This window comes from Lentzea kristufekii (genome assembly GCF_033949925.1).
Classification (GTDB): Bacteria; Actinomycetota; Actinomycetes; order Mycobacteriales; family Pseudonocardiaceae; genus Lentzea; species Lentzea kristufekii.
In genome coordinates, this window is record NZ_JAXAVV010000006.1 from 65958 (window position 1) to 78029 (window position 12072).

A 12072-nucleotide genomic window follows, 5' to 3' on the forward strand; every position below is an offset into this window, starting at 1 on the left:
GCTAACGCCGCTACCGCCCCTCGGCGCCGTGCCGCTGTTGTGCGGTGCGCAGCCACAGGTCGAGATTGAGTGCGAAGTCGATGCCCGAGCGGGTGGCGTGATCGCTGCCAGGCCGCTCGAGCCGGTCGCGCAGCCGTTCGGGCTCCAGCAGTGTCCACACAGGAGCGGACGGGGTGGCGAGCAGGTCGCGGGCCTGTTCGGTGATCGCGCGGTGGTAGGCCGGGTCGTGCGTGACCGGGTACGGCGCCTTCGTGCGGCCGATCACGCTGGCGGGCAGCAGAGGTGCCACGGCCGCACGGAGCAAGGACTTCTCGCGTCCGTCGAAGCTGTGGTGTGCCCACGGGGTGTTGAACGCGTACTCGACGAGCCGGTGGTCGCAGAACGGCACACGCACCTCGAGGCCCACGGCCATGCTGAGCCGGTCCTTGCGGTCCAGCAGGTGCGGCAGCCAGCTGGTGAGGTGCAGGTACATCATCTTCCGCATGCGGTCGCCGATCTCGCCGGCGAGGTGAGGCACTTCGCCGAGGGCTTGCCGGTAGTGCGCCTCGCGGTGTGCGGCGATGCCGAGACCGGCGGCGACGTCGTCGCGCAGCAACGCCTGGTAGGTGCCGCTGTGGCCGGTGAAGTACCGCCACGGGTGGTCGTGGGCGTGGACGCGGTCGGCGTCGTGGAACCACGGGTAGCCGCCGAAGACCTCGTCGGCGCTCTCCCCGGAGAGCACCACGGTGGTGTGTTCGCGGACGGCGCGGAACAGCAGGTACAGCGAGGTGTCCATGTCGCCGAGCGCGGGCGCGTCCTTGGCGGTCACCACGGCCCGGCGGTGACGGGGATCGGCCAGCTCGGCGGAGTCGAGCACGATGTCGCGGTGGTCGACTCCGCAACGGGTTGCGACGTCGCGCACGAACGGCGCGTCCGGAGTGGACCGCAGGCCGGTGCCGGCGAAGTGGTCGGCGTTGCCCGCGAAGTCGACGGAGAACGTCCGCAGCGGCCTGCCGCCGCGGTGCGCGGCGAGTTGACCGAGTGCGACCAGGGCGCTGGAGTCCAGGCCGCCGGAGAGCAGGGCACCGAGCGGGACGTCGGCCTGGACGTGGCGCGCGGTGATGTCCTGCAGGAGATCGGCGACGCGCGTGACGGTGGTGTCGACGTCCTCGTGGTGGGGCCGTGCTTCCAGTTGCCAGTAGAGCTGTTCGTGCACGCCGCTCGCGTCGAGGATCACGACCGTGCCCGGCCGAACCTCTTGCACGCCTTGGAAAAGGCTTTGCCCTGGGGTGTGCACGGATGCGAGGAAGTCACGCAGTCCATCGGTGCTCACGGACGGGTGGACGAGGCCGCTGGCGAACAGGCTCTTGGGTTCGGAGGCGAACAGCAGCCCGGAGCCGTGCCGGGTGTAGTGCAGGGGTTTGACGCCGAGCCGGTCGCGGACCAGGACGAGCCGGCCGCGCAGCTGGTCCCAGATCGCGAACGCGTACATGCCGTTGAGGTGCGAGACGGCGTCGACGCCCCACTCCAGGTAGGCGTGCAGCACGACCTCGGTGTCGGTGGCAGTGCGGAACTTGTGACCGCGCCGTTCCAGCTCGTCGCGCAGTTCGCCGTGGTTGTAGACCTCGCCGCTGTAGGTCAGCGCGACGACCGGTTCGTCGCTGTCGTCGGTGAAGACGAAAGGTTGCTGCCCGTGTGCCGGGTCGAGCACGGCTAAGCGGCGGTGGCCGAACACGGCGTGCGTTCCGGACCAGATGCCGTCTCCGTCAGGTCCGCGGGACGCCATGGCGTCGTTCATCCGCTGGACGCGCTCGCACATCCCGGTGGACGGGCGGGCGAGATCCGCCCAGCCTGCAATGCCGCACATCGGCTCACGGTTCTTTCGATCGAATGATCACGAAGTGGGCCAATGAGATCAGAAACGTCACCCAAAGTGCCAATGACTCACTCAAAGTGATGACGATCTTGAGGGCGCCCTTCTGCCGACCACTACGGTCAGGCCCGATCCGTCGTCAGAAGAGGTCTGGATGAACACCTGCGAGCCGATCGCCATCGTCGGCATGGGTTGCCGCTTTCCCGGCGCCACCACTCCCGGACAGCTCTGGGACCTGCTCCGCGGCGAGGTCGACGCGCTGAGCGCCACGGCACCCGCGAGCCGGTTCGACGCTCGCGCGCTGCACGACCCGGCACCGCGGCGGCCCGGCCGGCTCGTCAGCCTCGACGGCGGTTTTCTGGACGACACAACGGACTTCGCACCGGACGCCTACTTCGTCACCGAGCGCGAGAACATCACGCTCGACCCGCAGCACCGCGTGCTGCTCACCTGCGCCGGCGACGCACTCGCGGACGCGGGCCTGCCGCCGGAGGCGATCGCCGGGCGCGACATCGGCGTGTTCATGGGGCAGAGCACCGGAGAACACTGGGACCGCCTGCAGGGCACGACCACAGTGGACATGTACGCCATCGCCACCGCCGCCGCACGCAGCATGGCGTCCGGCCGCATCAGCTACGCCTGGGACCTGCGCGGCCCGTGCACCACCGTCGACGCGGCCTGTTCCTCCGGCACGCTGGCCGTCCACCTCGCCTGTCAGAGCCTGCGCACCGGGGAGTGCGACACGGCGCTGGCCGGTGGTGTCAGCCTCGTGCTGGGCACCGACCACACCATCGGTTACTCCGCCGCCGGAATGCTGTCCCCCACCGGACGCTGCCGCTTCGCGCACGAGAACGCCGACGGCTTCGTGCGCAGCGACGGCGCCGGAGTGCTCGCCCTGAAACGGCTTTCGAGCGCACAGGCCGACGGTGACACGATCCACGCGCTCATCCTCGGCAGCGCACAGGCCAGCAAGGGCCGCACCGCCAAGGCGATCATCGCGCCGTCAGTCGACGGATATCTGCAGGTGATCACGCGAGCGGTGGCCACCGCGGGCATCACACCGGACGTCATCGGCTACGTCGAGGCCCACGGCAACGCAGCACCGGCCGGTGATCGGCTGGAACTGCAGGCCATCGGCGCCACCATCGGCGCCCACCGCCCCGCGGACAGCCCGTGCCTGGTCGGCTCCGTCAAGACCAACATCGGCCACCCCGAAGCAGCAGGCGGTATGGCCGGGCTGATCAAGGCAGCGCTCGCTGTTCGGGAACGCACCGTTCCCGCCAGCCTGTACAGCGACAGTCCCACGTCCCAAGTGGACTGGGCTGGGCTCAACATCGCTCCCGTGCCCCAGGCGACGCCCTGGCCGGGCAACGGCACGGCGATCGCCGGGGTCAGCAGCTACGGCCTGTCCGGCACGTTCGTGCACATCCTCGTCGGCGAACCACCGAACTGACCGGACGGCGTCCAAGCCGGTGACCCGCTCGACCGCAGTGACTACACGTCGGCGCTGCGGACTTGCTCGTCGATCTCGGAGCGCCAGCCGCGCGTCGCCGAGACTCCCACAACCACGGTCAGTGCTTCAGCCAGCACGCCAACGGACCAAGCCGCCCAAAACCAGAACCCACTCGCCAAGGAGGCCAGGTAGACGGTTGAAAGGACCGGAACCACGAGAAAAGCCAAGATGATGGGCAGATCGAACCTGATCATCCCCTTCGCGAGACCTGTCCGCGCGGAGGCTTCCACTCTGACGAACTCCTCCCGCCAGAGGGCCCGCCTCCACGCGGTGCACTCCCTGAGATCGGGCGCCAGTTCGTTCTTGATGTATTTACCGATCGTTGCTATCGCAGCATGGTGATCGAAGTAGAGAAGGCTGAAGATGCAGGACAACACCGCAAGCACGAGCAGAACCGGTCGTCGAGCCGGATCCGAGAAAGCGATGGTTCCGATTGCCGCAGTGGCTACGAGACTCAGATTCAGCAGACCGTGCTGAGCGGACGAGCGCCCGGCAATCTCTGTCCGAAGTGCGTTGAACTCGGCGATCGCCACGTTTATGCGATAGGATGGACTCACTTCGCCCACTTCCACCGCCGTTGGCCTCCCCGGTCCAAGCTCGGCACTTCGAACACCGGACAGCTGGACAGCATTCCGGTCATGTCTCCGTGCGACCAGCCAGCAACCTGGTGAAGTCAGTGCCTCGTCCATCGACGAGGCCGGCCGAAAGGCGCGATCGGGCCACGTCCGTCCGCCACGTTCGGGCAGGCCTCTCTGGTCGGCCACCTCGGTCACCGGCCTCGCGGAAGCCCGCGGTGCCCTCGTCATCGTGTTCCACCACGTCCTCGCGGACGGGATCGGCGATGCGTCTCCCGCGCCACGTAACATCTGACCTGTGAGAACCCCTGTGGCCGTATCGCTTCCGAGGCGTTCGGCGTAGGTTCGCGTTGTGGCCGGGAAGTCTCCCGGCTTCATCGGGTGTTGTCTCGTTGGCCCGGACCCCGCTGACGCGCGCGCCAACGTCGACGGGACGTGGACGCCATGTCTCACACCTTCAGCACCGCGGGTGCGCGCGACCTGCCTCGGGGCAGTTTCCGTTTGCCGTTCACCGATCTACCACGCGTGGAGCTGGACGCGCTGCTTGACGAGCTGTCGGCGCGGGCCCAGGACGTGCGCGTGACCCTGGGCCGGCTGCGGCACCTGCTGCACGCCCACGCGGCCGTTACCAGCGAAGTGAGCCTGCAAACGGTGCTGCAGCACATCGTGACCGCCGCGCGGGAGCTCGTCGAAGCCCGACATGCCGCCCTGGGGGTGATCGACGAGCACGGCGAGTTCTTCCACGTCGGCGTGGACGAGGACACGGTCGAGGGAATCAGAGATCTCCCGCACGGTCGCGGAATTCCGGGCCTGCTGGTCACCCACCCCGGCCCGGTGCGGCTGACGGACCTGACCGCTGCCGGATTCCCGGCGCACCACCCCGACATGGACAGCTTCCTGGGTGTGCCGATCCGAGTCCGTGACCGCGTCTTCGGCGGCCTCCATCTCACCGGCAGCGCCAACGGGCGGTTCAGCACCGAGGACGAACAGCTCGCGATCGCACTGGCGGCGAGCGCCGGCGTCGCGCTCGACGACGCCCGGCTCCACCAGGAGTCCGAGCAACGTCATCGATGGCTGACCGCCTCGGCCGAGGTGACCCGGAAGCTGTTCGCCCAGCAGGACGAGCATCCGCTCGACATGGTGCTGAAGGCGGCACAGCAGGCCGCGGACGCCGACTTCGCTGTCCTGGAGTTGCTCACCGCACCGGCACAGCTGCAGGTCGAGGCGACCAGCGGTGTGCTGACCGACGAGATGCTCGCGAGCATGGACTCCAGTGTGGCCGCGCAGGTCGTCTGTTCCGGCACGCCGACGCTCGTGGCGGCCCCTGCGGACACCGAGTCCGTCGGCGCGCAGGCCCGGATCGGGTCGGTCATCGTGGTGCCGTTGCCGGCAGGCGACCACACGACCGGGACTCTCAGCGTGGGCAGGCTGACCGGACGACCGTCGTTCACCGGCGCGGCCATGAACCACCTCGCCGACTTCGGCGCCCACGCGGCAATCGCCATGGATCTCAACCGCGTGCACGCCGATCAGCAGGTCCAGCGCATCAGCGACGACCACGACCGGATCGGCCTCGCCCTCAACAACCACGTGATCCAACGGCTCTTCGCGGTCAGCCTCGGTCTGCAAGGGCTCCTCGCGACGGACAAGAACCCCTCTTTCCGACATCGCGTCAACGGCTACATCGACATCCTCGACACCACGATCAGCCACATCCGCGCCGACGTCTACAACGTCGACGTCACGCCGGGCAGTCACACACGGAGCCTGCAGAACCAGGTTCTCACCGCCGTCGACGACCACACGACCTCAGCCGGCTTCCCAGCCACGGTCACCTTCAGAGGACGATTCGGCCGGGCGATCCCCAGTGCGCTCGCCGATGACGTCGTCGACGCGGTCAGGGACGCCCTCACGTCGATCGCCGGCCACACCGACACCACCCGCGCCGAACTCCGCGTCGACATAGCCGGTGACCTGATCGCCGTTGCATGCGTCGACGGTCGCACGCAAAGCAGCACCTGGACCGCCCGCATCCCTTCTGACGAACAGCTCGTACCGGCAAGCGACCGCTGACCCCGCCCGACTCTCCACTGTGGACACAGTTGCACGCCGAGCGCCGGTTCGGCTTGCCCGGCCGTCGCGCGTTTCGTGCCGCCGGGCAGCTGGATGTCCTTCGTTCCAACGAAGTCAGCGTCGAATGACCAACCGCGAACTCAGATCACTTGCCCGTGCGCACGACCGGCTTGCCGACGAACTCGACGTCGGTGACGCCTGCCACGGCACGCGCGAGCACTTCCGCCACATGCCGCTCGGACTCGTTGCCCGTCTTGTCCACGAGTGACACCTTGCCGCCGCTGACGTCGACCAACCATCGGCGGGCACCGCCGACCAAGTCCAGGCGGTGGCGGATCTCCGCCTCGATGATCCAGTCGGCACGGCTGATCGAGCGGAGCATGTCGCGGCGGGTGATGACGCCGGCGAGATGCCGCTCGTGCACCACCAGCACACTGCGCACACCGTGCTCGAGCATCAGGTCCGCGACCTCGGCCAGGTCCGTGTTCGGCGTGACGATCACCGGTTGCGTCCGCATGACCTGTGCCACCGTCTCGGCAGGCGTCTGCCTGGTCGCGGCCGGTTCGCCGTGCACGAGCCACCTCGGATCCTGCGGCAGCCGGTCGCGCAGCAGCTCGGCCTCGCCGACGACGCCGACCAGCTCGCCCGCGTCGTCGATCACCGGCAGTGCGGTGAAACCGCGTTCGGCGAGCAGTCCGGCGGCTTCCCGCGCCGGCGTGTCCGGGTTCACCGCGACGACGGTCGCGGTCATCACGTCTCGAGTTCTCATCATCATCCTCAGTTCGTCGTCGTCGCGAACGTTCGGTGCGCGGCGCAGGCGGCCACGCGCAGTGCAGGTGTTGCGGGATCGCGAGCAACCACGTTCACCAGCCACAGCCAGCGACTCAGGTCGGATCGAGCCGCGCGTGCACCGGCCATCCAGTGGCAGCGGTGGTCATCGCCACCTCCTCGACGTCAACTCTCACGCGCGCGCCTGCACACCGTCAGTACCTGGCGGTCCTGCCCCGGCGGGTACAAGTGCCCTGTCCACGGCGAACCGGCAAGCAGCGACTTCCGGAACTGGGACGGGATCGACCGCTGGGCGTGCCCCAGGACAGGTAGGTCGACGTCGTCATGAGATGCGTCTTCTCTTCTGCTCCGGGATCCGGCCGCCGTCTGCTTCCCAGACCGCCAGGGCGATGCGGGTCTGGTCGGTCGTCCCCTGCGTCGACGCGGTCACGCTGACGCCCGCGGCGAGCAGGTCGTCGACGGTCTGGACGTTGTGCCGATCAGCTGTGAGGGCCATGGTCCGGTGCGCGGCGGCCCGGTCGGTGTTCGACGGTACGACGAGCAGCGTGAGACGGTGCTCGTCCGCCGCGAGCACGTCCACGGTGTGCCCGGTCTGGAGATGAATCCGTCGAGCCGGATCGGGCGGCCGTCACCGATGATGCGGCGGGGCGCAGAGTTCCACTCGGTGAGGTTGTAGCTCACCTGAGGATGTCGCCCAGTCGTGCGCCCAGCGCAGCGAGCAACGGGGGAAGCTCGGCGGCGAGGTCCCGCGAAGGTGGCCACCACAGGAGAACAGCCGGCGTAGTTTCGCCGAGCACGACATGAACTTGATTGCCCATATGCACGATTTTCTCGGCAACTCGACCCTACACCGATTAAGCCATGATCGACCGGAATTCTGCCCAAACCCCTCACCAGCCGCTCCACGGAAACAAAACCGCAGTTCAGATGCGCACCAGCTGATCCAGCAGGAAGGATTCAGCAGATTTTCGGACCCCACCCGCAAATCGATCACCCATGTCGGTGAAGCGTGTACGATGGAGACAGAAGTGCCGCTTCCCCGACGGCCTCCTAGATCCCTTCCAAAATGGCCTGATGCTTCGTGTCGGACCATTTTCTCGAACATCACCCGGCCAGATCGCGCAACCCGGGGAGCGGAGTACCGACATGAGCACCTCGACGTGGACGACCCACCCGTTGACCACGGAACGGCTGACTTTGCGGCCCTGGTCGGTCGATGACGCACAGGCCGCGCTGGACGTCTACGGTCACGCCGAGGTGACTCGCTGGCTCAGCCCCGACATGGATCGGGTGCCGGACCTCCCGTCCATGCGGCTGCTGCTGCAGCAGTGGAGCGCCGAAGACGCCCGGTTGCCCGCTCCCGCCGGCCGGTGGGCCGTCCAGCGCAACACCGACGACCACGTGATCGGCGGCGCCGTCCTGCTGCCGCTCCCACCGGGCAACGACGACCTGGAGATCGGCTGGCAGCTGCGTCCCGACACCTGGGGCGAGGGGTACGCCACCGAGACGACCCACGCGCTGGCCAGGTGGGCGTTCAGCCAGAACGTCCACGAGATCTTCGCCGTCGTCCGCCCCGGCAACGCCCGCGCCGCGGCCACCGTCCGGAACAACGGCATGCACTGGGTCGGCGAGACCACCAAGTACTTCGGTGTCGAACTGCAGGTGTTCCGCCTCCGTGCGGCCGACCTCGATCTGGCGGCGCCCACAGCACTCCAACCACCCGATCTCAGTGGCGACTGACTCTCTGCCGCACCGCGCCGTCCGTTGGGCGGCAGCGTGGACTCGGCTCTGCCTGAGCCGCGATCGCCACCATCGAGGAACAGGACACACGTGGACCAGCTCAGCCTCGGAGTCATCGCGCAGACCCACAAGGAGAACGAGTTCCGGCTTCCCCTGCACCCGCTGCACCTGGACCGGATCGACGCGGACCTCCGCAGCCAGATCTACCTCGAACACGGCTACGGAATGCGCTTCGGCGTCTCCGACGAGCAACTCGCGGCCTCCGTCGGAGGGCTGCGCTCGCGCGAGGAGCTCATCGCGGAATGCGATGTCGTCCTGCTGCTCAAGCCACTTGCCGACGACATCGCGCAACTGCGCGAAGGTCAGGTGCTGTGGGGCTGGCCGCACTGCGTCCAGGACGAGAAACTCACGCAGCTGGCAGTGGAACGGCGGCTGACGCTCATCGCCTTCGAGGCGATGAACCACTGGACCTCCGACGGCTCGTTCGGCCTGCACGTCTTCCACAAGAACAACGAGCTCGCCGGCTACTGCTCGGTGCTGCACGCCTTGCAGCTCAACGGCTCGACCGGTGACTACGGGCGGCGGCTGCGCGCCGTCGTGATCGGCTTCGGGGCGACCGCACGAGGCGCCGTGACGGCGCTCAACGCGCATGGTGTGCACGAGGTCAACATCCTGACCAACCGCGGCGTCACGGCCGTCAGCGCACCGATCCACTCCGCGCGGATCGTCCACTTCGACCACGACGCCGCCGATCCGGAGCGCAGCCACGCCTTCACCGACGGCGGCCGCGTGCCGCTGGCCGGATTCCTCGCGGAACACGACATCATCGTCAACTGCGTGCTCCAGGACACCGACGCACCGCTGACGTTCCTCACCAACGCCGATCTGTCCACTGTGGCCTCGGGAACGCTGGTCGTGGACGTCTCCTGCGACGCGGGCATGGGCTTCGAATGGGCACGCCCCACCACGTTCACCCAGCCGGACTTCCTGGTGGGTGACCACGTGCGCTACTACGGCGTGGACCACAGCCCGTCCTACCTGTGGAACTCGGCGACCTGGGAGATCAGCGAAGCGCTGCTCCCCCACCTGCGGCCGGTGCTCACCGGCGCCTGGGACTCCAGCGACATCATCCGGCGCGCCGTCGAGATCCGCGACGGAACCATCCTCAACCCCCGCATCCTCTCGTTCCAACACCGATCACCGGAGTATCCGCATGCCCGTCACTGAGCTGCACACCACCGAACTCGCCAACCACTCCGACACCGCCGGCACCTGCGCCGTGTGCCCTCACCCGTGGCACGAGCACGACCCGCTCGGCGTTCGCTACTGCACCGCGACCACAACCTCCGCACTGTCCCGTGGTTGCATCTGCCGGTGACGTGCGACCTCTGGCGTTTTGTCACCATCAGGCCGCGGCTGTCCGCTCGGTGCAGCGGGCTGACGCGAGCCGCTTGACGCCCGCACCCGCCAAGTCCACACCGATCGCCAATCCATTCGCCTCAGGGCCGTTCGGGGCAGCGAGGTGTACAGGACCACACCACAGGAGTACGTTTCGGTTGTTGCTCAAGACCTCGGTAGCGCATCAGACGCGCACCGAGGTTTTTTCGTACGACAATCTTGCTCCAGGAACAGAAGCAGTCATGCGCAAAGTCCGCACGACCATCCACGCCCTGATCGGGGCCATCGTCGTCATCGGGGGCTTCGCCGTCGCCACCCCGACAGCGCAGGCCATCACCATTCCGGTGGCGTGCAGCGAGAACGATCTCGTGGCGGCGGTGAACCTCGCCAACTCCACGGCCGCCGCCGACACCCTCGTCCTGGCGAGCGGCTGCACCTACGGTCTGACTTCGCCTCACGGCGGTCTGGCCAACGGGCTGCCCGTGATCACCACCCGCATCGAGATGATCGGTCCCGCGACGATCACCCGCTCCTCGCTGCTGCTCTTCCGCATCGCCGAGGTCGGCGGCACCGGCGATCTCACCCTCACCACGTCCGTCGCGATCACCAACGGCAGCGTCGTCGGCAACGGTGGCGGCATCCTCAACCGCGGCGCGGTGACCTTCACCCGCAGCAGCTTGAGCGGCAACGTGGCGACGCTCAACGGCGGCGGTCTGGCCAACGTCGACACCCCCTCGGGCACAGCGCCGGCCGCGACGTTCACCAGAAGCCCGGTCTTCGACAACACGGCGCTGCTGCGTGGCGGCGGCATCTACAACGGTCTGCGCGGCACCCTGACGACCACCGGCGTCTCCGGTAGTCCCATGCCCGTCATCGGCAACACCGGCTTGCAGGGCGGCGGCATCGCGGCCGCCAGCTCCACGGCGACCACCATGACCCAGACCGCCGTGTCCGGGAACGTCGCGCTGCTGACCGCGGGTGGCGTCCTCCGCGTCGGCGGAACCATGACGACCACCAACTCGCCGATCAGCGCCAACACACCGAACAACTGCGTCGGCAGCACCCCTGCGGTACCCAACTGCACTGGATGACCGGAGACCACCTCCAGAGGAATCGCTGGTGGTCGGCGTGGACGGCTTTCGCCGACAGCGACTGAACTCGTACCGCCTGTGCCACAACGCACTCCGGCAGCCGTCGGAGATCGACGTTCTCAGTTCACGAGGTGAAGCCATGAGCACGACAAAACCGATCGTCGTCGGGATCGACGGAACGCCGGTGTCGGCGCGAGCGCTGCAGTGGGCGATGGACGAGGCTCTTGCCCACCACTGTCCTCTGCACGTCGTGCACGCGTGGAATTACGAGCCCCTCGTGGACTGGACGCAGACGGACGCGGACCGAGGACTCTCGGGATCCGAGGCGCTGGTGGAGAGCGCGCTCCGCACCGCTTTCGCCGGGCGGAGCGACGTCCCGGAAGTCGTCCGGTGCAGCGTCCGGGGCGACGCCGCCGAAGTGCTGGAGGAGCTGTCGGTGGGAGCGGCGATGCTCGTAGTGGCCACACACAGCGGGCAATGGCTGCGCAAGACCGTTCTGGGGTCGACCAGCACGCACTGTGTGCGGCACTCGTCCGCGCCTGTCGTTGTGATACCCGTGCAACGAGAGGCACGTGTCGAACTGACGGGAGTGTCGGGCGCACCGGCCCCGAAGTAGTCAACCGGCGGGAGCCCTGTGCGTGCTGCGAAGGAGGAACGGAGCCAGGCACCCCTGCCACGACTCCGTTCCCCGGCCGGAGGACAGCGCGCCGTCACAACGGGCGCCGCCTCACGTCACTTGTCGTCGGGGTTGGCGCACAGGCCGCTGTCGTTGCCGGCCAGCACCGGCACCGCGATGACGTTGACGTCGATGAAGCAGGCGTTCAGATCGCTGAGGACCTCGGAGTCCTCCAGGTTCGCGACGCCGACCTGATCCGTGATGTCCAGCTCAGGGGCATCGGCCAGCGCGGTGGAACCAAACCCGAGGAAAGCGCCCGCGATAGCGACGGCCGCCCCTGCCTTCTTCAGCACAAAGATCTCCTCTGTTGAATCTTTCAGAAAGGGACGTGTCGGTGTTGCGCACCTTTCACAAGTCCGGCAAGA

Annotated in this window: 14 protein-coding genes; 8 read left to right on the top strand and 6 right to left on the bottom strand. The window is 67.9% G+C overall.

All coding sequences use genetic code 11. The features are described from left to right. Positions 1-10 precede the first annotated feature (10 nt). Positions 11-1846: an asparagine synthase (glutamine-hydrolyzing) gene (gene asnB, locus SK571_RS14260; RefSeq protein ID WP_319984529.1), complete on the bottom strand. Its 1836-nt coding sequence runs from the start codon at positions 1844-1846 to the stop codon at positions 11-13. A 160-nt stretch (positions 1847-2006) separates the two neighbouring features. Here asnB and SK571_RS14265 point away from each other — a divergent pair, with 160 nt between their 5' ends. Next, positions 2007-3305 carry a beta-ketoacyl [acyl carrier protein] synthase domain-containing protein gene (locus tag SK571_RS14265; RefSeq protein ID WP_319984530.1) on the top strand — a complete coding sequence of 433 codons (1299 nt, stop codon included), beginning with the start codon at positions 2007-2009 and terminating at the stop codon, positions 3303-3305. A gap of 41 nt (positions 3306-3346) precedes the next feature. Here the strand turns inward: SK571_RS14265 and SK571_RS14270 are convergent, their stop codons facing one another. Continuing rightward, entirely contained in the window at positions 3347-3898 is a 552-nt protein-coding gene (locus SK571_RS14270; protein WP_319984531.1) for a hypothetical protein, read from the bottom strand. A gap of 154 nt (positions 3899-4052) precedes the next feature. Here SK571_RS14270 and SK571_RS14275 point away from each other — a divergent pair, with 154 nt between their 5' ends. Then, a complete protein-coding gene (locus SK571_RS14275) occupies positions 4053-4235 on the top strand; it encodes a wax ester/triacylglycerol synthase domain-containing protein (RefSeq protein WP_319984840.1) in 183 nt (60 codons plus the stop codon). A 149-nt stretch (positions 4236-4384) separates the two neighbouring features. Beyond that, a complete protein-coding gene (locus SK571_RS14280; protein ID WP_319984532.1) occupies positions 4385-6013 on the top strand; it encodes a GAF domain-containing protein in 1629 nt (542 codons plus the stop codon). Between the two features lie 145 nt (positions 6014-6158). On the opposite strand, the gene SK571_RS14285 is transcribed toward SK571_RS14280, so the two are convergent. The 3 genes from SK571_RS14285 to SK571_RS46370 form a co-directional block, all read right to left on the bottom strand. After that, positions 6159-6782, bottom strand: a complete 624-nt coding sequence (locus SK571_RS14285; RefSeq protein WP_319984533.1) for a CBS domain-containing protein — start codon at positions 6780-6782, stop codon at positions 6159-6161. Positions 6783-7124: 342 nt separating this feature from the next. Further along, complete coding sequence (locus SK571_RS14290; RefSeq protein ID WP_319984534.1) at positions 7125-7382, bottom strand: hypothetical protein; 258 nt, start codon at positions 7380-7382, stop codon at positions 7125-7127. A 97-nt stretch (positions 7383-7479) separates the two neighbouring features. Next, positions 7480-7620 carry a DUF5994 family protein gene (locus tag SK571_RS46370; protein WP_406601982.1) on the bottom strand — a complete coding sequence of 47 codons (141 nt, stop codon included), beginning with the start codon at positions 7618-7620 and terminating at the stop codon, positions 7480-7482. A gap of 328 nt (positions 7621-7948) precedes the next feature. On the opposite strand from SK571_RS46370, the gene SK571_RS14295 reads away from it, so the two are divergent. The 5 genes from SK571_RS14295 (at position 7949) to SK571_RS14315 (ending at position 11647) form a co-directional block, all read left to right on the top strand. Beyond that, complete coding sequence (locus SK571_RS14295) at positions 7949-8542, top strand: GNAT family N-acetyltransferase (RefSeq protein WP_319984535.1); 594 nt, start codon at positions 7949-7951, stop codon at positions 8540-8542. A gap of 90 nt (positions 8543-8632) precedes the next feature. Then, complete coding sequence (locus SK571_RS14300) at positions 8633-9769, top strand: N(5)-(carboxyethyl)ornithine synthase (protein ID WP_319984536.1); 1137 nt, start codon at positions 8633-8635, stop codon at positions 9767-9769. Then, on the top strand, positions 9756-9920 hold the full coding sequence (locus SK571_RS14305) for an RGCVC family protein (RefSeq protein ID WP_319984537.1): 165 nt from the start codon (positions 9756-9758) through the stop codon (positions 9918-9920). The genes SK571_RS14300 and SK571_RS14305 overlap by 14 nt, the downstream gene beginning before the upstream one ends. A gap of 262 nt (positions 9921-10182) precedes the next feature. Continuing rightward, complete coding sequence (locus tag SK571_RS14310) at positions 10183-11031, top strand: hypothetical protein (RefSeq protein WP_319984538.1); 849 nt, start codon at positions 10183-10185, stop codon at positions 11029-11031. A gap of 139 nt (positions 11032-11170) precedes the next feature. Continuing rightward, complete coding sequence (locus tag SK571_RS14315; RefSeq protein ID WP_319984539.1) at positions 11171-11647, top strand: universal stress protein; 477 nt, start codon at positions 11171-11173, stop codon at positions 11645-11647. 116 nt (positions 11648-11763) lie between these two features. Here the strand turns inward: SK571_RS14315 and SK571_RS14320 are convergent, their stop codons facing one another. Then, positions 11764-12000: a hypothetical protein gene (locus tag SK571_RS14320; RefSeq protein ID WP_319984540.1), complete on the bottom strand. Its 237-nt coding sequence runs from the start codon at positions 11998-12000 to the stop codon at positions 11764-11766. Positions 12001-12072: the final 72 nt, after the last annotated feature.